Below are 22830 nucleotides of genomic sequence, written 5' to 3'. Positions count from 1 at the left end.
TTGTTCGCGATCCGGGCGATCGTAGGGTGGATTAGCCGGAGGCGTAATCCACCGTTTTTCGATGTGCCCGGCTAATCCGCCAGGCCGCGCAACAATTCGTTGACGCTGGTCTTGGAGCGGGTCCTGGCGTCGACCTGTTTGACGATCACCGCGCAGTACAGCGAGTGCGAACCGTCCTTCGACGGCAGCTGCCCCGACACCACCACGCTATATGGCGGCACCGAACCGTAGCTGATCTCGCCAGTGGCACGGTGGTAGATCCGGGTGCTCTGGCCGAGGAAGACGCCCATCCCGATCACGCTGTGGTGGCCGACGATGAAACCTTCGACCACTTCCGAACGCGCGCCGATGAAGCAGTGGTCCTCGATGATCGTCGGCGTCGCCTGCAGCGGCTCCAGCACGCCGCCGATGCCGGCGCCACCGGACAGGTGGACTCCCTTGCCGATCTGGGCACACGAACCCACCGTCGCCCAGGTGTCGACCATGCTGCCCTCGCCCACGTACGCACCGATATTGACGAAGCTCGGCATCAGCACCACGTCCTTGCCGATGTGGGCGCCGCGACGAACGATCGCGCCAGGCACCACGCGCGCGCCGAGTTGGCGGAACGCAGCCTCGTCGAAGTCGCCAAAGCGCGCCGGGATCTTGTCCCAGAACGGTGCGGGGTAGGACTCCACCACTTCCATGTCCTGGGTACGGAAGTACAGCAGCACGGCTTTTTTCAGCCACTCATTGACCTTCCAGCCGCCGTCGCCATCGGGCTCGGCCACCCGGAACTCGCCGTTCTCGAGGCCTTCGATCACCCGTTCCACGACCGGTCGTGTAGAGCCTTCGATTTCCGCCGAGGTCAACGTGGTGCGCCGCGCGAAGGCGCCTTCGATGGTGGCCTTCAACTCATCGGTCGCGGAAATGCCTGGACTCACTGGTGTTCTCCTTCAATGCAGGCGAGCAGCGCCGTGCTCAACGCCTGCTGGCGGTCCTCGTCCAACGGCTGGTTGTGGCCGTCGGCATCGGTTGCGGTGATCTGGAACACGTCCTCGGCGCGGGCGCCAAAGGTCGCGATACGTGCGTCGTGCACGCGCAGGTTCTGGTCGCGCAGGGCCTGGGCAACATCGGCGAGCAAGCCGGGCCGGTCGGTGCAGACCAGGCTGAGCGTGCTGCGGCCATCGCCGGTATCGTTGAAACCGATGCTCGGCGGTATCCGGAAATGACGCAGGTGGCGGGGCAAGGTGCGTCGGGCCGGCCGGATGTCCTCCAGCGCGCCATCCAAGGCCAGCGCGAGGCGGTTGGCCACCGTATCGGCGACCGGTGCATGACGCGGATCGACCGGGACCACCTCGAAGGTATCGAAGATCGTGTGGTTGGGGCCGTCCAGCACCCTCGCCTGCTGGATCGCCAAGCCACAGCGGTCCAGCACGGCGACGATCGCCGCAAACAGCCCGTCGCGATCCGGCGAGTGCACGAACACCTCCAGCGCACCGGTGTGGGCGGCCACCGCACGTACCCGGACGCGCGTATCACCGGCGGCCACTCCGCGCAGGGAGGCCGCCTGCCAGGCCAGTTGCTCCGGCCGGCCGCGCTGGAACGACAACACCGGCATGCGCTCGAACAACTCAGCAACCCCGGCATCATCAATGCCGAACGCGCTCAGCATCGAATGCACCGCACGGCGCGTCTCCGCGCTGCGGTCGGCGGCGTCCAGGGGATTCTCCAGGCCGCGTCGCAGCGCCAGCCGGGTAGCGGCATACAGGTCGGCCAGCAACCGGTCCTTCCACGCATTCCACAGCTTCGGCGAGGTGCCGGCGATGTCGGCGCAGGTCAGCAGGTACAAGTGGTCCAGTCGTTCGCGGTCGGCAACTGCGGTGGCGAAGCGGTGGATCACGTCCGGGTCGGCAATGTCCTGTTTCTGCGCGGTCATCGACATCAGCAAATGCTTGCGTACCAGCCATTCGACCAACGCGGTATCGACCTCGGTCAGGTCCATGGCGGTGCAGAACACTCGCGCATCCTCACCCCCCAGCACCGAATGATCACCGCCACGCCCCTTGGCGATGTCGTGGAACAACGCCGCCAGCAACAGCAGTTCCGGCTTGCGCAATCGTGGCCAGACCTCGTGGGCCAACGCAAAGCGGTCACTCGGCCCGCCGGACGCGAACGACGCCAGGTTGCGCAGCACCGCAAGGGTGTGCTGATCAACGGTATAGACGTGGAACAGGTCGAACTGCATCCGCCCGGAAACCTGCAGGAATGCCGGAATCCAGCGCCCCAATACGCCCAGCCGCGCCATCCGGGTCAGCGTGCGGACCGGTTGCGTACCACGCAGCAATTTCAGGAACTGCTGCCGCAGCGCCGGTTCCGCATGACCGAAATCCGGGAACGTCGGCAGCGCCTCGGCCAGCGCCCGCGCGGTATGCGAATGCAGGCCGCTCAACTCACCGCGCGCGGCCCAGGTCGCGAACAGCGCAAACACCTGCTCGGGGGTGTGCGGCCACTCGGGGTCGCGCGCGGCGAGGTAGCCCCGGCGCAATTCGAACAGGTCATCCAGCGGCTCGGGCTCGGCTTCGCCTTCCAGCTGCTCCTCGAAGCGCTGCAGCAGGCGCTCGCCAATGCGCAGCACCAGCGAGGCGTTGCGGTAGAAGCCCTGCATCATCTGCTCGACCGCCAGGGTGCCGCCCACATCCTCGAAGCCCAGGCGGGTCGCAAGCAACTTCTGGTAATCGAAACGCAACCGCTCCTCGCGCTTGCCGGCCACCAGGTGCAAGCCGTAACGCAACCGCGCCAACGCACGTCGTTCGCGCTCCAGGGTGGCGACCTCATCGGCGCCAAGCTGGCCAAAGGCGACCAGCGACTCCATGTCGGCGGTACCGATGATCCGCAGCGCCATCCAGTTCAGGGTCTGGACGTCGCGCAAACCGCCCGGGCCTTCCTTCAGGTTGGGCTCCAGGTTGTCGGCGGTGTCGTCGAAACGTTCGTGACGCTCACGCAACTCGGCACGCTTGGCTTCGAAGAACTCCTGCGGCGGCCACACCAGCCTGGGCGATACCGCGCCTTGCAACTCACGGCGCTCATGCTCGTTGGCGGCCAGCGGACGCGCCTCCAACAGCGCCGTCAACACGGTGATGTCCTCGATCGAGGCCTCGGTGCACTGCTCAAGCGAACGCGTGCCATGGCCGACCGGCAGGCCGCAATCCCACAACACCGCAAAGAACCGGGCCAGCGAATCGGCGTGGGCCCGGGACGCGGCCGGCTCGGCCATCACCAGCAGGTCGATATCCGATTGCGGGTACAACTCGCCACGGCCGTAGCCGCCCACGGCGAACAAGGCCAGCTCCGCGTCTACGGGAATACTCCGCTGCCACGCCGCCTGCACCACGACATCCACCGCCGCCGCGCGCTCGGCCAGCAACCGGTCGATGTCGGCGTCAGCGTCGAAACGGGCCGCAAAACCGGCGTCGTGCACGGCCAACTCATCACGGGCACTGGCCGCCCATGCCGCGTCCTGTTGCCCGCCCTGAATGGCGCCAGGGTCGGGGTCGCTCATAGGTCGTTGTCGTCGCCTGGCAGGCGGGTCAGGATCTCCACTCCATCATCGGTGACCAGCACCGTGTGCTCCCATTGCGCCGACAGCGAACGGTCCTTGGTGACCACCGTCCAGCCGTCCGGCAGTACCCGGGTATGACGCTTGCCGGCGTTGATCATCGGCTCGATAGTGAAGGTCATTCCCGCCTCCAGCACCAGCCCTTCGCCAGCGCGCCCGTAATGCAGCACCTGCGGTTCGTCGTGGTAGACCTTGCCGATGCCGTGACCGCAATACTCGCGCACCACGCTGAAGCGCTCGGACTCCGCGTACTGCTGGATCGCATGGCCGACATCGCCCAGCGTGGCGCCGGGCTTCACCACCCGGATGCCGCGAAACATCGCCTCGCGGGTGACATCGACCAGGCGCTGGGCCAGCACCGAAGGGGTTCCGACGATATACATGCGACTGGTGTCGCCATGCCACCCGTCTTTGATCACGGTGACGTCGATGTTGACGATATCGCCGTCCTTGAGCACCTTGGCCTCGTTGGGGATGCCGTGGCAGATGACGTTGTTGACCGAGGTGCAGACGGTCTTGGGGAAGCCCTTGTAACCAACGTTGGCCGGGATCGCCTTCTGCACATTGATGATGTGGTCGTGGCAGATGCGATCAAGCTCATCGGTAGTCACGCCCGGCTTTACGTGTGGGGCGACAACCTGCAGGACTTCGGCGGCCAGGCGGCCGGCAATACGCATCTTCTCGATGTCTTCGGGGGTTTTGATATTGACTGGCATCCGGACATTATCGCCCATTTCCGCGACGGCCCAAATGGAAGGCGTAACGGGGGGCGTGAGTGTCGGCCGCGATTAGGGTGGACATCACCCAAACGATCCGATTGCAGTCACAGAACCGAGCTCTTTTACGAAACTGTCATCTGACTTAATGTGACGCGCCTCCCGACTGAATGTGACGCAGTCGGTCATTTGTCATCTCGCGCCAATTCCCCGCCACACCGCTGAGTCAATGATTCGACACCCGATAACGGCTGTCGAAAAGTTGGCACGGCACTTGCGTCAGGACTTTGGCAGCCCTTCCCGTAACGCGCCACGAGCGCCGGAGCCGATAGTCCAATGAACCTTTTCAAGACCAGCCTGCTTGCCACTGCCCTGATTGCCGGCGGCGCGATTGCCCCGGCCAATGCGGCCGACAACATGAATTTCGATGTCACCATCACGATCGACAAGTCGTGCGATGTGACCTCGACCAGCGATGTTTCATTCAACAGCCGCTTTGCCAGCGCCGGCACCGTGTCGACCAATGGCGGCGTCACCATCCAGTGCACGGTTGATGTTCCCTACAACGTCGCATTGAATGCCGGCAACAACGGCGGCACCGACATCACCGCCCGCAAGATGCTGATCAGCGGCGGCGGCACCGACACCATCGCCTACCAGCTGTACCAGGACACCGCCCAGACCGTGTGGGGCCAGACCGTCGGTACTGACACCGTCACAGGCACCGGCATCGGCTTCGGTGCCGCCGCGACGTTCAACCAGCCCCATACCGTCTACGCAGAAGCGACCATCGTTGGTACCGAGCCGGTGGGTAGCTACAGCGACACGATCACCGCAACAGTGAAGTTCTGATTTGGGGATGGGCGGCAGCAATGTCGCCCATGTCGCTCGCTTCCCGATGACAGTCCTCTCGTCCGGTCCCCTCAGCCATGAACTCCATCAAATCGGCGTTTTGCGTCGCGATGTTGGCCGCTTGCGCGGTGGCCGGACCGGCCCGGGCCGGATCGTTGGAGACGCAATTCGAGGTCTATCTCGATGTCGTTGCCAGCTGCACCTTCGTCAGCGCCGCCAACGTCGCCTTCGGCAGCCAGATCGTGATTCCCGGGCAGCCGCTTGAAGCCTTCGGCTCGCTGAGGGTCAGCTGCAACCTGCCAGTGGCCTATCAGATCAGCCTGGACCAGGGCTTGCATGGCAGCGGTGCCAACGACCGGAAAATGGCCAACAGTGGCGGCGACACCATTGCTTACCAGCTCTACAGCGGCGACATCGGAACCACCAGTTGCAGCGCCACTGTCGGCACCCAATGGGGCAACGCCACCGCCGGCTGTGTGTACGGCGACAGCTACGGCAGCGTCGAGCAGGACATCCAGATCCACGGCAAGTTGACGATCGACAACCCGCGCGCAGGCAGCTACAGCGACACCATCACCGCCACCATCACCTATTGAAGTTACGCAGATTGCCTTGAACGCCATGAGCCGATTGATTCCAACACGCTGGAAAGCCCTGATGCTGCTGGCACTGCTTGGCCCCTGCGGCCCGGCGTTGGCGGCGAGCCTGCAAGTCGCACCGACCTCGGTGGAACTGCACGCCAATGAAAAAGGCGAAGCGGTCTGGCTGAGCAACACCGCCACCGAAACTCCGGTGCGTGCCCAGGTCCGGTTGTTCCGCTGGACCCAGCAGGACGGCACGGACACCCTCGAACCCACCACCGATCTTGCAATCAGCCCGCCACTGCTCGAACTGGCCGGCGGCGCGCGTCAACTGGTTCGGGTCATCCGCACCGGCCCGGCACCAACGGGCACCGAGACCAGCTATCGGATCATCGTCGACGAAGTGCCCAGTGGCGAGACAGCCGACCAGACCGGGCTGAAGTTCCTGCTGCGTTATTCGATCCCGGTATTCGTGCTGCCGACCGGCGACACGCCGATCACCTACGACCTGCACCCGCGCCTTGAGCGCGCCGACGACGCAGCAACCCTGGTGGTCAGCAACCGCGGGCGCAGGCATGCGCAGCTGGCCGACCTCGCCTACATGGATGCCGGCGGCAAGCGCCACGAACTGATGCCAGGCCTGGTTGGCTACGTATTGCCGGACCAGACCATGCGTTGGGTGCTTCCGGCGTCCGCATCCCGGTATCTCGACAATGGCAGCTTCAAGGTGCGGATCAATGGCGAAGCCGTCGAGCAAACGCTCACGCTCGACCCTGCGACGCGTTGAGCCCCTGCTGCTGCTCGCCTGCTGCCTGCCGACCTATGCCCTGGCGGCGGGCCCGTCCGTGCCTGCGCTGGGTCCGGTGCCCTCGGCCCAGACCGACCTGCCGCTTTATCTTGATGTCGAACTGAACCAGCAACCAACCGGCCTGCTACTGCCGTTCGTATCACGCGATGGCCGCCTGTTTGCCCGCGCCGACACCCTCGCCCAGCTCGATTTCCACCTGCCCGATGCCGCGTCCAGACAACTGGTTGCGCTGGACGAACTGCCCGGCGTACAGGTGCGTTACGACGCCGCGCTGCAACGGGTGTCGATCACCGCTCCGCTGTCGCAGCTCGACCTGGAGACCACCGTGATCGCTCCCGACCGCGACCAGATCATGCCCGCCACCAACTCGCCGGGCCTGCTGCTCAATTACGACCTCTATGCCAACCATGGAAGTCGCTCCAGCAACGCCACCGCCTACGCCGAGTTGCGCGTGTTCGGCGGCCATACCGGCGTGTTCAGCACCACCGCAGTCACCCGCGCGTTCCGCAGCGATGCGAGCGAACGCTGGCAAGGTAACAGCGTCCGGCTGGACTCCAGTTGGGAGTGGTCATTTCCGCGATCGATGCTCAGCCTCAGCGTCGGCGATACCACTACCGGCAACCTGGGCTGGACTCGCGCGGTCCGCGTCGGTGGCATCCGCATCGGCCGCGACTTCGGCCTGCAGCCGTACCGCGTGACCACCCCGCTACCGGCGTTCCTTGGCGAGGTTGCCGTGCCGTCGGAGCTGGAGCTCTACGTCAACGGCGTCAAACAGTATTCCGGCGAAGTCCCCGTCGGGCCCTTCCAGCTGATCTCGCAGCCGAACATCAACGGCGCCGGCAACGCACAACTGGTCATCACCGACGCGTTCGGTGCGGTGCGCACGCTGAACTTTCCGTTCTACGCCAGCCAGAATCTGCTCGCCGGCGGCTTGTCGGACTGGTCGGTCACCACCGGCCTGATCCGCGAAGACTACGGCCTGCGGTCGTTCTCCTACGGCAATCGTCCGGTCGTCAGCGGCGAATGGCGCTATGGCCTGAGCGATGTCTTCACGATCGAGGCCCACGGCGAAGGCAGCGAGAACCTGCGCAATGCCGGCGCCGGTGCGGTGTGGTCGCTGGGCCAGGCCGGCGTGGTCAGCGCCTCCTACGCCGGCAGCGACTGGCACGACCAGACTGGCTCGCAGACGGCGCTGGCCTACAGCTGGAACAACTCGCGCTTCAATCTGTCACTCAGCACCCAGCGCACCCACGATGACTATCGCGATATCGCCTCCGGCTATGGCCAGGCGCCGGCGCGGACCAGCGACCGTGCCCTGGTCGGCTGGAACTCCGGGCAACTGGGCAGCTTCGGCGCCAGCTACCTGCGCTTGCAATACCCCGAAAGCGAGGCCAGCCGCTACGCCAGCGCGTACTGGAACCGCAGCTTCGGCCGCGACTGGGCGCTCAACTTCAGCATCAACCAGAACCTCGACGACGGCGACGACCGCAGCCTGTACCTCGGCATTTCGGTCAACCTCGGCGAGCGACGTGCGCTCAATACCTCGTTGCAACGCAACGCCGGCCGCGACAGTGCCAACGTCGACATCAGCCAGTCGGTGCCGACTGTCGGCGGCCTCAGTTGGCGTGTGCGTGCCAGCCATGCCGACGGCAGTGGCGGCAGCAGTGGCCTGGCCGAAGCGGGTTGGCTAGGCGATCACGGCCGGGTCAACGGCGGCGTGGCCGGCTCGGCCGGCAATTGGTACGGCTATGCGGGTGCCAACGGCGGACTGGTGCTGATGAGCGGCGACGTGTTCGCCTCGCGCAATATCAACGATGCATTCGCGGTGGTATCCACCGGTGGTATCGCCGAGGTGCCGGTCAAGCTGGAGAACCGCCTGATCGGCACCACCAATGACAATGGCCTGCTGCTGGTCACCCCACTCAACGCCTGGCAGCGCAACCGGTTGGCGATCGACCCAATGGACCTGCCGGCCAACATGCGCCTGGGCCAGGTAGAGATGTTCGCCGTGCCCAGCGACCGCGCCGGCACCAAGGTACCGTTCGACGTGCAGCCGGTACGCGCAGGAGTCGTGGTACTACACGATGTCACCGGCACCCCGCTCGCAGCCGGCAGCAGTGCCGCTCTGGTCGGCAATTCCGCCTCGGCGACCTTCGTCGGCTACGACGGTGAGGTTTACCTCGATGCCCTCGGCGACCACAACACCCTTCGTATCTCGACGGCGACCGGCAACTGCCAGGTCAGCTTCGACTACCCCGCCACCCCGGCGCCGATTCCACGGATCGGGCCGCTGACCTGCACCCCGGAGACATTGCCATGAACCGGTTGCGCTTCCTGATTGTTCTGACGCTGGCCCTATCTGCGCTGGTTACCCCACCTGCCGCACACGCCGACGCGACCTGCAGAATTCTGGAAAGTGACCTGTCCTTCGGGACGGTGGAGGCATCGGCGCTTACCGACGTGAGGGGTTCCATCAGTTACCAATGCGATGTTTCCGGCCCCGGGAACTCGGGAAAATCGGTGTCACTACAGGCTTGCATCGGCCTGGGCATCACCACTTCGGGCGGCGGCAACGTATATGACCGTCGCTTGGCTGGGATGGGCGACGCGAATGGTCCGAACCCCGACACATTGCCGTTCCAGCTGTACACCGACGTGGCGAGAAGCCAAGCATGGGGCGAGTCCAGCACATCCACGCCACCATACTTTGTAACGGCGCCGGTCACCGTCACTCCCCCCGGCAACGGATCCACGAGCGTAACCGGCATTGTGTACGTCTACGGGCGAATCCCATTATCAAACACGTTGGTGGCCCCCGGCACCTACGCTGGCAGCGTTTCCGGCAACCTATACTTCGGGTCCGAGCATAACGGCAAGATTGCCGACTGCATGAGCGGCGGGGGCAGCTTCCCATTCTTCCTCCCCGTTAGTGCAAGCGTTCCCGGCCACTGCAGCGTCGTCACCGCCAGCGACATGAACTTCAGCCCCGGCGGCATGCCGCTTTCGGGCACCAGCACCGGCCTCCTGACCAGCAGCTCGACCATCGATCTGACCTGCACCAATCGCACTGCTTGGCAGATTGGCTTGGACGATGGCATGAAACCCAGCGGCGGCAGCAGACAGATGTGCAATCCCGGCGGCGCCTGTATTGCCTACCAGCTCACTCAGCCCGGCGGCACCGTCCCGTGGGGTGATGATCTGGACACCAACACGGTGGATGGCCTCAGTAGTGGCGACCCGCAGACCCTGACCGTGAACGGTCGCGTCAACGACCAGCCACTGACCCAGGCCGGGCGCTACACCGACACGGTCAAGGTCATCCTCACCTACTGACAGCCCATCCAGGAACGTGGGGAATGCCTCACTACAGCCAAATACGCGGCACAAGTCCGCAATAGCCGCCCGTCGCTCGTGACGGGGTTCACAACTTCGCCACCAAGCGACCAATAACCTGCAGGCGTGCCCGATTCCGACTCAAGCTTTCCCGGAATCGGCCGTCATATTGACTAACCCGTCTCACCGCATTGCGGCGAGCGCAACGGAGTAGTTGATGCACGCACGCAGAATCGCAGTTGCCACCGCCCTGCTTGGCATGGCCTTTGCGACTCCTTTTGCCACGGAAAGTGCATCGATCCGTGTCGGGATCACGATTGTCCAGGCATGCAACATCCAGACCACTGCCTTTGACTCCGAACGCGCATTCAATCCTATGCAGGCCGATTGCTCGGCCAAAACCCCCTATAGCATCGCCCTTGGGGATCGCTCCGTGCACGATGACGGCCGTTCTCGGCCCGCGATCGTTCCCGATGACAACGCCGTCCCGAGTTCGCCTGAGCAGCCACTCCCGGTCGCAACGTTCACGCTCTGATCGATGCGCGATGCTTGGGATCGATGCCGTTGCAGGTGTCGCTTTCGCCGCGACCGGATGGTTGGCGGGCGGCCCGGTCTCCGTCCGCTTCTTTGACAGCAGGCTCGTCCTTGCCCGTGCGCCCGGACGCGGTTACAATTTCCCGGCTGCGTAGGCCGTATGCCTTCACTCCGCCCACGCCGGGCGTCACCGGCGAATACACACCTGCTGTCAAAGCCCGTGCCGGGGTGCTTCAAGGCTTGTTGCCTCGAGGTTCGGTCACGGAGGCAGCGGGGAAGTCCAACCCCGGAATCCTTGCCTCGGTTCACGCCGAGACAGCCGCCATACCCTATCCGGCGGCCGGATTCCCTTATCGGAGTTACACCTAATGCCCCAGATCACGATGCGCCAGATGCTGGAAGCCGGCGTCCATTTCGGCCACCAGACCCGCTACTGGAACCCGAAGATGAGCCCGTACATCTTCGGTGCGCGCGGCAAGATCCACATCATCAACCTCGAGAAGACCGTCCCGTTGTTCAACGACGCGATGAACTTCATCTCCGGCGTCGCCCAGAAGCGCGGCGTCATCCTGTTCCTGGGCACCAAGCGCAGCGCCCGCGAATCGATCAAGGAAGAAGCCGAGCGTTGCGGCATGCCGTACATGACCCAGCGCTGGCTCGGCGGCACCCTGACCAACTTCGCCACGGTGAAGAAGTCGGTGGCGCGCCTGAAGGAGCTGGAAGCGGCCGAGACCGATGGCACCTTCGAGAAGCTGGTCAAGCACGAAGTGCTGGGCCTGCAGCGCGAACGCGAGAAGAAGCTGGCCTCGCTGGGCGGCATCAAGGAAATGAACCGCCTGCCCGACGCGATCTTCGTGATCGACATCGGCCATGAAGACATCGCGATCAAGGAAGCCAAGAAGCTCGGCATCCCGGTCATCGCCGTGGTCGATACCAACTACGACCCCAACCTGGTCGACTACGCGATCCCGGGCAACGACGACGCCATCCGTGCCGTGCAGTTGTACGCCCGTGCCGCCGCCGATGCCGTGCTGGAAGGCAAGGCGGCTGCGCCGTCGGCTGCCAGCGTGCGCGAGGAAGACTTCGTCGAGGGTGACACCGACAAGGGTGGCACCGACAAGGCGCCGCGCCGCGCTCCGGCCAAGAAGGCGGCAGCGCCGAAGGCTGCTGTGGAAACCGACGACGCGCCGAAAGCCGCTGATGCAGAAGTGAAGGCCGATACCGCCGAAGCTGAAGACGTTGCGCCTGCAACCGACGCCAAGGCAGCCGAAGACCAGCCGGCCAGCGACACGCCCGCCACGAAGTAAGGCCGCTGTCACGCCGTCGCGCGACACTCGCGCGACGGCTCTATCCCCCCAGAACACCGAGGTAAAACCCCATGGCAGAGATCACCGCCTCCCAGGTCAAGGAACTGCGCGAGCGCACCGGCGCCGGCATGATGGAGTGCAAAAAAGCCCTCATCGAGAACAATGGCGACATCCAGGCATCCGCGGAATGGCTGCGCAAGCAGGGACTGGCGAAGGCCGACAAGAAGGCTGACCGTGTCGCCGCCGAGGGCCGCGTCGCCGCCGCCCAGGCCGATGGCAAGGCGGTACTGGTGGAGATCAATTCCGAGACCGACTTCGTCGCCAAGGATGAGAACTTCATCAACTTCACCGAGACCGTCGCCAACGCCACCCTGGCGGCCGCCGACATCGACGCCCTGAAAGCCACCAAACTGGCTTCCGGCGAGACCGTTGACGAGGCCCGCTCGGCACTCATCGCCAAGGTTGGCGAGAACCTGCAGGTCCGGCGCATGGCCCGCATCGACAGCGAAAACACGCTTGCCGCGTATGTCCACGGTGGCCGCATCGGCGCGCTGGTCGAGCTGAAGGGCGGCAACCCCGGTTCCGACCTCGACGCCCTCGCCCGCGGCCTGGCCATGCACGTCGCGGCAATGAATCCTCCGTATATCTCGCCGGCCCACGTCCCCGCCGACTTCATCGCCAAGGAGAAGGAAATCGCCCTGGCCCAGGTCAAGGACACCGGCAAGCCGCCTGAAATCCTCGAGAAGATGATCTCCGGCAAGGTCGCCAAAACTATCAACGAGTTGTGCCTGACCGGCCAAGCGTATGTGCTGGACACCAACCAGAGTGTCGAGCAGACGCTCAAGGCTGCCGGTGCCGAAGTGGTCAGCTTCGTCCGCCTCGCCGTTGGCGAAGGCATCGAGAAGCAGGCCGACGACTTCCACGCCGAAGTCATGAAGCAGGCCGGACTGGCTTGATCGAAATACCCAGGCCACGTTGAACAAGACCGCGGAGAGATCCGCGGTTTTTTTTGCCTGTAAAAAAGTCGGGATAAAAAAAGACCGCCCGAAGGCGGTCAGGATCAATCTGAGTAGAGAGAACATCACAGATCAGGCGTGGCTAGTTTCTCCGCCTTCGTCATCGCGATCATCGCCGGATGGCCGACGATGATCACTTGCATCAGTTACTTGAAGTCGTAACGGATCGCAAAACGCACGTTCCGTGGAGTCGAGTAGCTGATCACGCGACCAGCATGCGCGTACGGCACACCGGGGCCGCCGTTTTCGCCGTACTCGATCTGGTTCTGCGCGGTCTGGTCGTCAAACACGTTGAACACGTCGAACGAGAATTCCAGCGCGTTGTCGGCAAAGGCCGGAGCCCAGGCGACACCGAGATCCAGCGACTTGGTCCACGGCATCCGACCCTGGCTGCCACGCGGGGTCGGCTCACCGTTGCAGTAGAAGTAGTACGGGCCGCCGTATGCATAGTTCGTGTTGAAGTCCTCATTCTCCGGCGTCTGCGGGTAATACCCCATGCAGTTCTTGGGCCGGCCAGAGTGCGCCGTAAGCGCGGCAGAGAATCGCCACTCGGGAGTCATCTGATAGAAACCATACGCCTTCAAATAATGTCGACGATCATTGGGCAGGTAACCATTGGAGTGATCCATCAATTCCGGGTGATCCCAATCCTGGGTCTGCGAAACATCCTGCTGGCCAATATCGGACTTCAGCTGCCCCTCGGCGTTGCCGTAGTTCCGCGACAACGTGTAGTCCACGCGGCCATACCACTTGCCGTCGAATGGATGCTCGACGAAGAAGTCGATCCCCTGGTACATGCGCTTGAGTGTCGGGAAGCCGAGATCCGCGGCGCTCAGCGCAACCGGAACCAGCGTACCGCTCCCATCATCAAGCATGAAGGTGTTGTCATCACCGGGGTTGAACAGGCGGCATGATGCCAAAGAGTTGCCAAGGTTGTTCGCTATTTCCTCCGACATGCCTTGGCCAATTGCCCAATTGTAGGCGGGCCGGTAGTCGCACATGTCGTCAATGGCGGCCTTGAGGTCACGGTGGACGTAGCGCGCACCACCGTTGAGGCTGGCGGTAATGCTTTTCTCGAAACCGAGCACGAACTCGTCCTGATAATGTGATTCGAGATCCGACGCGGTCACCGACTGCGGATCGGGCGCCTGGCCGTATTCGCGGTTTGCCGAGTATGGGCCATCACCCAACGCGACTTGCCCCAGGGGTTCGCCAGTGGTCGGGTCGATACCGGTGAAAGAGAAATACTCGTTGGTATAAAGCGACCCTGCCGCGCCACGCAGTGCGACGTTGTTGGGCATCGCCAAATGGTAGCGACCCGCGTTGGCATAAACCTTGAGCGAGGCATCGCCGAAGACATCCCAACTTGCGCCCAAACGCGGGGCCCACTGGTCTTTCTGCTCTGCGTAGGTTGCCCCGTCGGCATTGTAGTTTTCGAACGATTCGTTGCGCAGTCCCAGCGTCAGGAGTACCTGATCGGTAACCTGCCAGCGGTCCTCGAAATAGTAGGCAATCTGATCGACGCTGAAGGTACCGCCGTTGGCGTACTGGTACTTGGACACATAATCGCCATTGCCGCCGGGACAAACTGCACCGCCGCCGCCAGGAATCGATTCACCACCGGCACCGACGCCGCAAGTGCTGTAGATCCAGCGATAACCAGTTGGGCCGGCGGTGACTTCGCCCGCCTGCGAGGTCGAATCCTGACGGTCATAGCCAACGCGCAGTGAGTGATCACCAACACGCCACTCGAGATCCACACGGAAGCCCGTGGTCTCGTCGAAGGCATTGGGGTCGTCAAGCTGGCCAAAGGTGCCGCGTTGGATCGGGTTGGCGATGGAGCGGTCGTCGCTCACGTACACGACGCTGGGGTCGTACCCGAACGGGTCAGCAATATGCGTTTTCGTCTGCTCGCCATACAGGGCTGTAAGCGTCAGGTTGTCGGTCAGGTAGCCGGTGTACTTGCCGATATACAGCTCGCCACCATCTTCATAGTAGTAGCCACCGGTTTTCTCGTTGCCGATCGGGCTGGTGTCATTGGTGCCCGGCTCATAGGTGAATGAGTGATAGTCGATCGATTGTTTGGTGATGTCGGAGATCGCAGTCAACTCGACGATATGGTTGTTGGTGATGTTCCAGTCAACTTTGGCCAGCCAACGCGGGATTTCGAAATGCGAATCGCGAGCACCGTTGGTGGTGCCACCCGGACGTGCCACGACGTTGTTTTGATCCTGCTCCTCAATTTCGCCAGAAGCGTAAATGAACAAGCGATCCTCGATGATCGGACCGCCGGCATGAACGCCGTAGCTCCAGGAGTTTACGTGCTCAAGCGCCTTCTTCTCCTGCACCAAGCCATCGTTGGGGGTCCCGTTATCCGGATAGTAGATATTCCGGTAGTCGGCACGCATGCTCTCCGGGCGGTAGGTGAGCAGGCCACCGAACTGCCATTCATTGGTGCCGCGTTTGGTCACGATATTGACCACGCCACCGGTGGCACGGCCGAACTCGGCACCGTAGCCGCCGGTCAGCACCTGCATCTGTCCGATGCCATCAAAGGGTAATGAGGTGGAACCAAGGTTGGTCAACGGGTTGGTGACCGCGTAACCATTGATGTAGAAGGCATTTTCCGAAGCAGACGAGCCTCCAAACGACGCTGCACCGGGGTAGCGCGAATCAGCCTGGACAACGCCAGGCGCCAGCAGTGCCACCGCTTCGATGCTGCGTCCGACCGGAATCCGCTCCAGCTCGGCCGCAGTGAACGTCCTGACCGTATCGGTTGAAGACACGTCGATATACCGTGCAGCGGTACCGGTCACCACAATGCGGTCCAGTTCAGTGGCATCAGCACCGCTGCCGGTGCCAGCACCGGAGAACGAAACTTCCCTACCGCCACCCACGGTCAATTCGATGTTTTCCTGGGTCGCGAGGACCTGCCCCCCACTCTGGAGCATGACCTTGTATTCGCCGGTCGGCAGCGCAGTCGCGCTATAACGCCCGCTTGCGTCACTGGTCACCTGACGGGTGAGGCCGGTATCGATGTTCTCGATCACGATCGTCGAGTTGGGCTCGCCGGTGGAGCCGAAGATGGTGCCGGACGTGTTGGATTGGGCGGTGGCCACGCCGGAGGCGAAGCACAGACCGAGCGCCACTGTGAGTGCGCTGCGGCGAAAGACGTAATTAATGGATGTTCTGGACAATGTAGTGACTCCCCATGCGCTGCGACGGAAACCCTGCTGGGCGCGACAACGATTACGCCGGTAACAGTCTGTTAACAAGCGTTCAGTAATTTCGCTTCTAGTTATATGACGCACGTCACACTATATATTGAACTTTACTGATCTTTGTCACTGTGCTGTTACACAATTTTGTGCGCACGCACAATTCACGGGCTTCCCAACGCCCGGCCGTAAGCCGCTGCGCGCAACTGGGGCCGGGTTCGGTATCCAGTACACTTCCTCCCACTTTCTCCGCGTTCCACTCCCTTCTGCCACCGAGGCCTCCATGTCCCAGCTCGCCTACCGCCGCATCCTGTTGAAGCTGTCCGGCGAGGCGTTGATGGGTTGCGAGGACTACGGCATCGACCCGCTGGTAATTCATCGGCTCGCGCGCGAGGTGATGGAGGCGCAGGCCGCCGGAGCGGAGGTCGCGCTGGTAATCGGCGGCGGCAACATCTTCCGCGGCGCAGGACTGGCAGCCGGCGGGATGGACCGGGTTACCGGCGACCAGATGGGCATGCTGGCCACGGTGATCAACGCCCTGGCCATGCAGGACGCGCTGGAGAAGCTGGGCGCAAAGGCCCGGGTAATGAGCGCGATCAAGATCAATGACGTCTGCGAGGACTACATCCGCCGGCGCGCGATCCGCCACCTGGAAAAAGGCCGGCTGGTGATCTTTGCCGCCGGCGTCGGCGCACCGTTCTTCACCACCGACTCGGGCGCCGCGTTACGTGCGATCGAGATCGGGGCGGACCTGTTGCTCAAGGCCACCAAGGTCGACGGGGTGTACGACAAGGACCCGAACAAACATGCCGATGCGGTGCGCTACGACAAGCTCACCTATGACGACGTCATCAAGCGCAACCTGCAGGTAATGGATACCGCCGCGTTCGCATTGGCGCGCGACAGCGACCTGCCGCTGCGGATCTTCGACATGAGCCAGCCGGGCGAGCTGTTGAGGATCCTGCGTGGCGAGGACATCGGAACCCTGGTACAGGGCCGCAGTTGACCCGATGACCACCGCGCGGCAGTAGCCGCGGTGGTGCAATAGTGTCCGGCACGGCTGCGTGACAGGATCGGCGCATGCACTCGCATCCGCATTCCCACGCGACCCGGACGTTCGCGGTCATCACCCTGGTCAACCTGGCCTACACGGCGCTGGAGGCCGGGTACGGCTTTGCCACCAACTCGCTGGTGCTGCTGTCGGACGCGCTGCACAACCTGGGCGACGTGCTGGGGCTCGGGTTGGCCTGGGGCGCCGCGGTGCTCGCCAAGCGCGCGCCAACCGACACCCACACCTATGGCTGGCGCCGGGCCACCCTGCTCTCGCCACTGGCCAACGCGATGCTGCTGGTGGCGTTCTCCGGCGCCCTGGGGTGGGAGGCGATCCGGCGTTTTGACGCGCCGCCCACGGTGCCGGCACTGCCGGTAATGCTGGTGGCGGCGCTGGGCATTGCCGTCAATCTGGGCGCGGCCTGGCTGGTGCGCGATGGGCACGAGCACGATCTCAACCGGCGCGGGGCGTTCCTGCACCTGGTGGCCGACGCGGCGGTCTCGCTGGCCGCGGTGCTGGCGGGAGCAGGCATGTGGTGGCTGGGCTGGGCGTGGCTGGATCCGGCCACCGCGCTGCTGGTCGGCGTGGTGGTGGCGCTGGGCGCATTCGGGTTGCTGCGCGAAAGCTTCAACGCGGCGATGGATGCGGTACCGCGTGCAGTGGACCGCGCCGAGGTGCTCGAATTCCTGCGCGGGCAACCCGGGGTGAGTGCGATCCACCACTTGCACATCTGGTCGCTGGGAGCCGGCGAGATCGCGATGACGGCACACCTGGTACGTCCGGCCAGCGATGACCACGACCAATTCATCGATGCGCTCAACCACCAGTTGGACCAGCGTTTCGGCATCAACCACCCGACCTTGCAGATCGAACATGGACAGTCGTGCGAGCACGACCTGCACGATCGCGCACCGCACGGGCACTGACTCCGGCGGCCGGGATGGGGCGGGGTTCGCTATACTTCCGCGATTACCGCACAGCACCGGAGCCGGCGATGCTCAACGAGATCAAGAAAGACGCCCAGACCCGCATGAACAAGAGCATCGATGCGCTGCGCCAGTCCATGACCAAGGTCCGGACCGGCCGCGCATCGACCTCGCTGGTCGACCATTTGAAAGTCAACTACTACGGTTCGGAGATGCCGCTGAGCCAAGTCGCAAGCATCGCCGTCAACGACGCCCGCTCACTCACCATCACCCCGTGGGAAAAGCCCATGGTCGCGGCGGTGGAAAAGGCGATCATCAACTCCGATCTTGGCCTGACACCCAATACCGCCGGCACCGTGATCCGCATCAACCTGCCAGCGCTGACCGAGGAGCGCCGCCGTGACCTGTCCAAGATGGTCCACGGTGAAGGTGAGGATTCGAAGGTCGCGATCCGCAACATCCGCCGCGACGCCAACCAGCAGGTCAAGGAACTGCTGAAGGAAAAGGAAGCCAGCGAAGACGACGTACGGCGGGTCGAAGACGAAATCCAGAAGTTGACCGACACCGCGATCAAGGACGTCGACGACGTGGTCAAGGCCAAGGCACAGGAGTTGATGGCGGTTTGACGAGCGCGTCCGTCACTGCCATGCCTTCGCCGCCAATTACGGGTGCACGCATCCCCCGCCACCTTGCCGTCATCATGGACGGCAACGGCCGCTGGGCGGAGCGTCGTGGCCGACCACGTGTCATCGGACACCGCGCTGGCGCGCGCGCGGTCAACGCCTGTATCGACTTCTGCATCGACAAGGGCGTCCAGGCGCTGACCCTGTTCGCGTTTTCCAGCGAAAACTGGGGGCGACCGGAGGCCGAGGTCGGCGCCTTGATGAAGCTGTTCATGAACGCACTGGAGCGGGAGGTCGACGAACTCGACCGCCGCGGCGTGCGGGTGCGCTTCATCGGCGAGCGTGGGCGGTTCAGCCCCGGCATCGGGCAACGAATGGACGCCGCCGAGGCCCAGACCCTGGCCAATACCGGTTTGCAGCTGACAATCGCGGCCAGCTATGGCGGACGCTGGGATATCACCCAGGCGGCGCGCTCGCTTGCGTTAGAAGTCGCCGCCGGCCAGCTGGACCCGCAAGCGATAGACGAGACGATGCTGTCATCGCGTATGTCGCTGGCGGACCTGCCGCGGCCGGACCTGTTCATCCGCACCGGGGGCGAGCAGCGGATCAGCAATTTCCTGCTGTGGCAGCTGGCCTATACCGAATTGTGGTTCACCGACTTGTTGTGGCCGGAGCTGGATGCGGCAACACTACAACGCGCACTCGACCATTACGCATCCTGCGAACGCCGCTTCGGCCTCACTGGCGCGCAGGTCGCAAACTCCGACGAGATGCCAAAATGACCCGTATCCGCCTGATCGCCGCATTGGTAATGGCATTCGTCGCGATCTCCGCGATCCTGCTGCTGCCGACGGAATGGTTGATGGCACTGGCTGCGGTCGTCTTCCTGCTGGGCCTGTGGGAATGGTTCGATCTGGCCGATATCGAGGACACCCTCGCCCGCACCGTCCTGCTATTGGCTCACCTGGCCTTGATGGTCGCCCTGGTGTGGGCATCGCGCTCGACCCGGGGTTTCAGTTTTGCGTTGCTGGAGCTGATGACCCTGATCGGTGTGGTCTGGTGGTTCCTGGCGCTGATGTGGCTGGGCCGTCATCGATTCGCCAGCGACCATGCCACCCATGCGCGGGTATTCAAGCTGTTTGCCGGCGCGCTGGCGATGATTCCCGCCTGGTGTGCGCTGGCCTGGATCCATGCCAGCACGCCCAATGGCCACTTCTGGCTGCTGACCGCGCTGATGGTGGTGTGGGCGGCCGATAGCGGGGCCTATTTCGCCGGGCGCCGGTTTGGCAAGCACAAGCTCGCGCCGCTGATCAGCCCCAACAAGACCATTGAAGGCCTGGTCGGCGGCGTGGTCGCCGGGGTCACTGCCGGCGTGGTGATGTCGTTGCTGGCCGGCGCCACCACCGAGCAGTTGCCGGCGATTGCGCTGGTGGCACTGGTTGCCACGCTGTTCTCGGTGGTCGGTGACCTGTTCGAAAGCCTGCTCAAGCGCCACGCCGGGGTGAAGGATTCGGGCAACGTCATCCCCGGCCACGGCGGCATCCTGGACCGTCTGGATGGCGTATTGGCTGCCCTGCCCGCGTTTGCGCTGGGCAAGGCCGTGCTGGGCTTCTGATGCCGGTCGCACCTGCCATGCGTGAGGTCGCCGTCCTGGGCGCCACCGGTTCGATCGGGGCATCGGCGCTGGACGTGATCGGGCGCCATCCCGGGCACCTGCGCGCGACCGTGCTGGCGGCGGGACGCAACGTGGAAGCGTTGCTGGAGCTATGCCGGCGGCATCGGCCTCGCCATGCCGCGATCGCCGATGAGGCCTGTTTCCCGGCGTTGCGCGACGGCTTGCGCGAAGCCGGTCTCGACACCCGGGCGCACGCCGGCGCAGAGGCGATCGAGGCATTGGCGTCCAGCGATGCCTGCGACACCGTGGTCGCGGCCATCGTCGGCACCGCCGGCCTGCCGTCGACCCTCGCCGCGGCACGTGCGGGCAAACGCCTGCTGCTGGCCAACAAGGAGTCGCTGGTGTTGGCCGGCGAACTGTTGATGGCGGCCGCCCGCGAAGGCGGCGCCACCATTGTGCCGATCGACAGCGAGCACAACGCGATATTCCAGTGCTTGCCGGTTGACGGTCGACAACCCGACGCTGCCGACCCGGCAGGCACGCCGGCCAGCTTCGGCCTGGCCAGGATCATCCTGACGGCATCCGGCGGGCCGTTCCGGGGCCGTTCACGCGAGTCGCTGGGCGATGTCACCGTCGAACAGGCGATCCGCCACCCCAAATGGTCGATGGGACCAAAAATTTCCGTCGACTCGGCCACCTTGATGAACAAGGGGCTGGAGGTGATTGAGGCGCATCACCTGTTCGGCGTGCCCGGCAACCGGATCGAGGTGCTGGTGCATCCGCAAAGCCTGGTGCACTCGATGGTGGAGTTCATTGACGGCTCCACCCTGGCCCAGCTCGGCCTGCCCGACATGCGCACCGCGCTGGCCGTCGGATTCGGCTGGCCACGGCGCATCACCTCGGGTGTCTCCGGCCTGGACCTGCTGGCCCAGGGCGGTCGACTGGATTTCGAGGCGCCCGACCTGGCGGCGTTCCCGTGCCTGCAGCTCGCGTTCGACGCACTGGCGGCCGGGGGCACCGCTCCGGCAATGCTGAATGCCGCCAACGAGGTCGTGGTTTCAGCGTTTCTTCAGCGACGCATAGGCTTCCTGTCCATTGCCGCGCTGGTCGAAGACACCCTCGCGGCGATCCCTGCCACGGCAGCGGATTCATTGGAATGCCTGCACGACGCCGATGCCCGGGCCCGCCGCCATGCGAGTCAGGCCGTGGCGGCCAACGGCGACATGAACCGGGAATCGACGCATGACTGAACTACTCGGTTCGATCTGGTGGCTCATCGTCAGCCTCGGCGTGCTGGTCACGTTCCACGAGTTCGGCCACTACTGGGTGGCGCGCCGCTGTGGAGTGAAGGTGCTGCGCTTCTCGGTCGGCTTCGGCAAGCCGCTGTGGATGCGTCGCGGCGCCGATGGCACCGAGTACGCCATCGCCGCGATCCCGCTGGGTGGCTACGTCAGCATGCTCGATGAGTCGCGGCTCGACGAGCAGGACGCCGCGGACCTGCCACCCGAGCAACTCGCGCAGGCATTCAACCGCCAGTCGGTATGGAAGCGGATCGCGATCGTGATCGCCGGACCGCTGGCCAACCTGGTCCTGTGCGTGGCGCTGTTGTGGGCGATGTTCGTGATCGGTCGTCCCGATTACCAGCCGGTGGTCGGTCACGTTGACGGAATCGCCGCGGCGGCCGGACTGCAACGCGGTGACACCATCACCCGGATTGGCGAGCGCCAGACGCCGACCTGGAGTGACGTCCAGCTGGCACTGATTCCGGCGGCCCTGGATCACGCCGACATCCAGTTGCAGGTATCCACCGACACCGGCGGCGAGGCAACCCGCACCCTGGCATTGTCCGAGCTGCCGGCGCAGTTCGACGAGCGCCGTGCGATCGAGGCGATGGGCCTGACCCCGCAGCATCTGCTGGTGCCGCCGCTGGTCGGCCGCGTCGCTCCGGACACCCCAGCCTGGGGCGTGCTCGCCGAGGGTGACCTGATCCGAGCCATCGACGGCATTCCCGTCCATGCCTGGGGCGACCTCGGCCCGCTGATCCAGGACCTGGGCGAGCGCGGTGGTGAGGCCATGATCGAAGTCGAGCGCGATGGCGATCGACTCGCGCTGGAATTGCAGCCAAGCCTGACCCGGCCTGCCGACGGCGGCGATTCCTACTGGGCGCTGGGCATTGCCGCGGCGCGGCCGCCGATACCCCCGATGGACGCGGAACTGCAGTACGGCCCGGTGGCGGCGATCCCTGCGGCGCTGCGCGAAACCGCCCACCAGACCAGCGAATTGCTTGCCATGATCGGCCGCGCATTCACCGGCCGGGTCGAGATAGAAAACACCATTGCAGGCCCGATTACCATCGCCCGGGCGGCCAATGCCTATGCCGACCAGGGCCCCGCGTGGTTCCTGTCGCTGCTGGCCATGCTCTCGCTGAGCCTGGGCATTCTGAACCTGTTGCCAATCCCGATCTTGGACGGCGGTCACCTGCTGTATTACCTTATCGAGTTGGTCAAGGGCAGCCCGGTCAGCGAACGGACGATGGCGCTTGGCCAATATATCGGTCTTGCATTGATCGTCGGCTTGATGGGCCTGGCTTTCTACAACGACATCGTGAACAACCTGGTGCACTGATGTCGACCAACTCTTCCAACCCGCCTG

Annotated in this window: 19 protein-coding genes; 15 read left to right on the top strand and 4 right to left on the bottom strand. The window is 64.2% G+C overall.

Annotated features, from left to right (window positions below):
- Window positions 1-71: 71 nt before the first annotated feature.
- The 3 genes from dapD to map are packed head-to-tail and all read right to left on the bottom strand — an operon-like array spanning window position 72 to window position 4314.
- On the bottom strand, window positions 72-923 hold the full coding sequence (dapD, locus tag ACW7G0_RS03965; protein ID WP_456987761.1) for a 2,3,4,5-tetrahydropyridine-2,6-dicarboxylate N-succinyltransferase: 852 nt from the start codon (window positions 921-923) through the stop codon (window positions 72-74).
- On the bottom strand, window positions 920-3541 hold the full coding sequence (gene glnD / locus ACW7G0_RS03960) for a [protein-PII] uridylyltransferase (protein ID WP_456987760.1): 2622 nt from the start codon (window positions 3539-3541) through the stop codon (window positions 920-922). Before glnD ends, dapD begins: the two co-directional genes overlap by 4 nt.
- Window positions 3538-4314, bottom strand: a complete 777-nt coding sequence (gene map / locus ACW7G0_RS03955; RefSeq protein ID WP_456987758.1) for a type I methionyl aminopeptidase — start codon at window positions 4312-4314, stop codon at window positions 3538-3540. The genes glnD and map overlap by 4 nt, the downstream gene beginning before the upstream one ends.
- Window positions 4315-4650: 336 nt before the next feature.
- Between map and ACW7G0_RS03950 the strand changes: the two genes are divergently transcribed.
- The 8 genes from ACW7G0_RS03950 (at window position 4651) to tsf (ending at window position 12685) form a co-directional block, all read left to right on the top strand.
- Window positions 4651-5166 carry a Csu type fimbrial protein gene (locus ACW7G0_RS03950; RefSeq protein ID WP_456987757.1) on the top strand — a complete coding sequence of 172 codons (516 nt, stop codon included), beginning with the start codon at window positions 4651-4653 and terminating at the stop codon, window positions 5164-5166.
- Between the two features lie 77 nt (window positions 5167-5243).
- Window positions 5244-5762, top strand: a complete 519-nt coding sequence (locus ACW7G0_RS03945; protein ID WP_456987756.1) for a Csu type fimbrial protein — start codon at window positions 5244-5246, stop codon at window positions 5760-5762.
- A gap of 25 nt (window positions 5763-5787) precedes the next feature.
- Window positions 5788-6534, top strand: a complete 747-nt coding sequence (locus ACW7G0_RS03940; protein WP_456987754.1) for a fimbrial biogenesis chaperone — start codon at window positions 5788-5790, stop codon at window positions 6532-6534.
- A complete protein-coding gene (locus ACW7G0_RS03935; RefSeq protein WP_456987753.1) occupies window positions 6485-8875 on the top strand; it encodes a fimbria/pilus outer membrane usher protein in 2391 nt (796 codons plus the stop codon). Before ACW7G0_RS03940 ends, ACW7G0_RS03935 begins: the two co-directional genes overlap by 50 nt.
- Window positions 8872-9888, top strand: a complete 1017-nt coding sequence (locus ACW7G0_RS03930) for a Csu type fimbrial protein (protein ID WP_456987751.1) — start codon at window positions 8872-8874, stop codon at window positions 9886-9888. The genes ACW7G0_RS03935 and ACW7G0_RS03930 overlap by 4 nt, the downstream gene beginning before the upstream one ends.
- A gap of 217 nt (window positions 9889-10105) precedes the next feature.
- Window positions 10106-10423 carry a hypothetical protein gene (locus ACW7G0_RS03925; RefSeq protein ID WP_456987750.1) on the top strand — a complete coding sequence of 106 codons (318 nt, stop codon included), beginning with the start codon at window positions 10106-10108 and terminating at the stop codon, window positions 10421-10423.
- A gap of 367 nt (window positions 10424-10790) precedes the next feature.
- On the top strand, window positions 10791-11729 hold the full coding sequence (gene rpsB / locus ACW7G0_RS03920) for a 30S ribosomal protein S2 (protein WP_456987748.1): 939 nt from the start codon (window positions 10791-10793) through the stop codon (window positions 11727-11729).
- 71 nt (window positions 11730-11800) lie between these two features.
- The gene (gene tsf / locus ACW7G0_RS03915; RefSeq protein ID WP_456961921.1) at window positions 11801-12685 is read left to right on the top strand and encodes a translation elongation factor Ts; all 885 of its coding nucleotides are present in this window, start codon (window positions 11801-11803) and stop codon (window positions 12683-12685) included.
- 206 nt (window positions 12686-12891) lie between these two features.
- Here the strand turns inward: tsf and ACW7G0_RS03910 are convergent, their stop codons facing one another.
- Window positions 12892-15894, bottom strand: a complete 3003-nt coding sequence (locus ACW7G0_RS03910; RefSeq protein ID WP_456989445.1) for a TonB-dependent receptor — start codon at window positions 15892-15894, stop codon at window positions 12892-12894.
- A 352-nt stretch (window positions 15895-16246) separates the two neighbouring features.
- Here ACW7G0_RS03910 and pyrH point away from each other — a divergent pair, with 352 nt between their 5' ends.
- From pyrH to rseP, 7 genes are all read left to right on the top strand, one after another.
- The gene (gene pyrH / locus ACW7G0_RS03905) at window positions 16247-16969 is read left to right on the top strand and encodes a UMP kinase (RefSeq protein ID WP_456961923.1); all 723 of its coding nucleotides are present in this window, start codon (window positions 16247-16249) and stop codon (window positions 16967-16969) included.
- Between the two features lie 74 nt (window positions 16970-17043).
- Window positions 17044-17940, top strand: coding sequence for a cation diffusion facilitator family transporter (locus tag ACW7G0_RS03900; protein WP_456987746.1), 897 nt, complete (start codon window positions 17044-17046; stop codon window positions 17938-17940).
- Between the two features lie 68 nt (window positions 17941-18008).
- Window positions 18009-18566 (top strand): ribosome recycling factor, encoded by a 558-nt coding sequence (frr, locus tag ACW7G0_RS03895; protein WP_456961925.1) that lies wholly within the window; start codon window positions 18009-18011, stop codon window positions 18564-18566.
- Window positions 18567-18586: 20 nt separating this feature from the next.
- Window positions 18587-19345, top strand: a complete 759-nt coding sequence (gene uppS, locus ACW7G0_RS03890; RefSeq protein ID WP_456987745.1) for a polyprenyl diphosphate synthase — start codon at window positions 18587-18589, stop codon at window positions 19343-19345.
- Window positions 19342-20178: a phosphatidate cytidylyltransferase gene (locus ACW7G0_RS03885; protein ID WP_456961926.1), complete on the top strand. Its 837-nt coding sequence runs from the start codon at window positions 19342-19344 to the stop codon at window positions 20176-20178. The genes uppS and ACW7G0_RS03885 overlap by 4 nt, the downstream gene beginning before the upstream one ends.
- Window positions 20178-21428: a 1-deoxy-D-xylulose-5-phosphate reductoisomerase gene (locus ACW7G0_RS03880; RefSeq protein WP_456987744.1), complete on the top strand. Its 1251-nt coding sequence runs from the start codon at window positions 20178-20180 to the stop codon at window positions 21426-21428. The genes ACW7G0_RS03885 and ACW7G0_RS03880 overlap by 1 nt, the downstream gene beginning before the upstream one ends.
- Window positions 21421-22803, top strand: a complete 1383-nt coding sequence (gene rseP, locus ACW7G0_RS03875; RefSeq protein WP_456987742.1) for an RIP metalloprotease RseP — start codon at window positions 21421-21423, stop codon at window positions 22801-22803. Before ACW7G0_RS03880 ends, rseP begins: the two co-directional genes overlap by 8 nt.
- The last annotated feature ends 27 nt before the right edge of the window (window positions 22804-22830 follow it).

The sequence above is a fragment of the Lysobacter sp. A286 genome (genome assembly GCF_054052105.1).
Note: the sequence above shows the minus strand (reverse complement) of the source record. Positions and strands in the feature narration are given on the sequence as shown.

What these genes read in the sequence shown, in the direction of transcription:
- glnD (WP_456987760.1), bottom strand. Translation starts at nt 3,541, where the DNA reads ATGAGCGACCCCGACCCTGGCGCCATTCAGGGCGGGCAACAGGACGCG.
- map (WP_456987758.1), bottom strand. Translation starts at nt 4,314, where the DNA reads ATGCCAGTCAATATCAAAACCCCCGAAGACATCGAGAAGATGCGTATT.
- ACW7G0_RS03950 (WP_456987757.1), top strand. Translation starts at nt 4,651, where the DNA reads ATGAACCTTTTCAAGACCAGCCTGCTTGCCACTGCCCTGATTGCCGGC.
- ACW7G0_RS03945 (WP_456987756.1), top strand. Translation starts at nt 5,244, where the DNA reads ATGAACTCCATCAAATCGGCGTTTTGCGTCGCGATGTTGGCCGCTTGC.
- ACW7G0_RS03940 (WP_456987754.1), top strand. Translation starts at nt 5,788, where the DNA reads ATGAGCCGATTGATTCCAACACGCTGGAAAGCCCTGATGCTGCTGGCA.
- ACW7G0_RS03935 (WP_456987753.1), top strand. Translation starts at nt 6,485, where the DNA reads ATGGCGAAGCCGTCGAGCAAACGCTCACGCTCGACCCTGCGACGCGTT.
- ACW7G0_RS03930 (WP_456987751.1), top strand. Translation starts at nt 8,872, where the DNA reads ATGAACCGGTTGCGCTTCCTGATTGTTCTGACGCTGGCCCTATCTGCG.
- ACW7G0_RS03925 (WP_456987750.1), top strand. Translation starts at nt 10,106, where the DNA reads ATGCACGCACGCAGAATCGCAGTTGCCACCGCCCTGCTTGGCATGGCC.
- rpsB (WP_456987748.1), top strand. Translation starts at nt 10,791, where the DNA reads ATGCCCCAGATCACGATGCGCCAGATGCTGGAAGCCGGCGTCCATTTC.
- tsf (WP_456961921.1), top strand. Translation starts at nt 11,801, where the DNA reads ATGGCAGAGATCACCGCCTCCCAGGTCAAGGAACTGCGCGAGCGCACC.
- pyrH (WP_456961923.1), top strand. Translation starts at nt 16,247, where the DNA reads ATGTCCCAGCTCGCCTACCGCCGCATCCTGTTGAAGCTGTCCGGCGAG.
- ACW7G0_RS03900 (WP_456987746.1), top strand. Translation starts at nt 17,044, where the DNA reads ATGCACTCGCATCCGCATTCCCACGCGACCCGGACGTTCGCGGTCATC.
- frr (WP_456961925.1), top strand. Translation starts at nt 18,009, where the DNA reads ATGCTCAACGAGATCAAGAAAGACGCCCAGACCCGCATGAACAAGAGC.
- uppS (WP_456987745.1), top strand. Translation starts at nt 18,587, where the DNA reads ATGCCTTCGCCGCCAATTACGGGTGCACGCATCCCCCGCCACCTTGCC.
- ACW7G0_RS03885 (WP_456961926.1), top strand. Translation starts at nt 19,342, where the DNA reads ATGACCCGTATCCGCCTGATCGCCGCATTGGTAATGGCATTCGTCGCG.
- ACW7G0_RS03880 (WP_456987744.1), top strand. Translation starts at nt 20,178, where the DNA reads ATGCCGGTCGCACCTGCCATGCGTGAGGTCGCCGTCCTGGGCGCCACC.
- rseP (WP_456987742.1), top strand. Translation starts at nt 21,421, where the DNA reads ATGACTGAACTACTCGGTTCGATCTGGTGGCTCATCGTCAGCCTCGGC.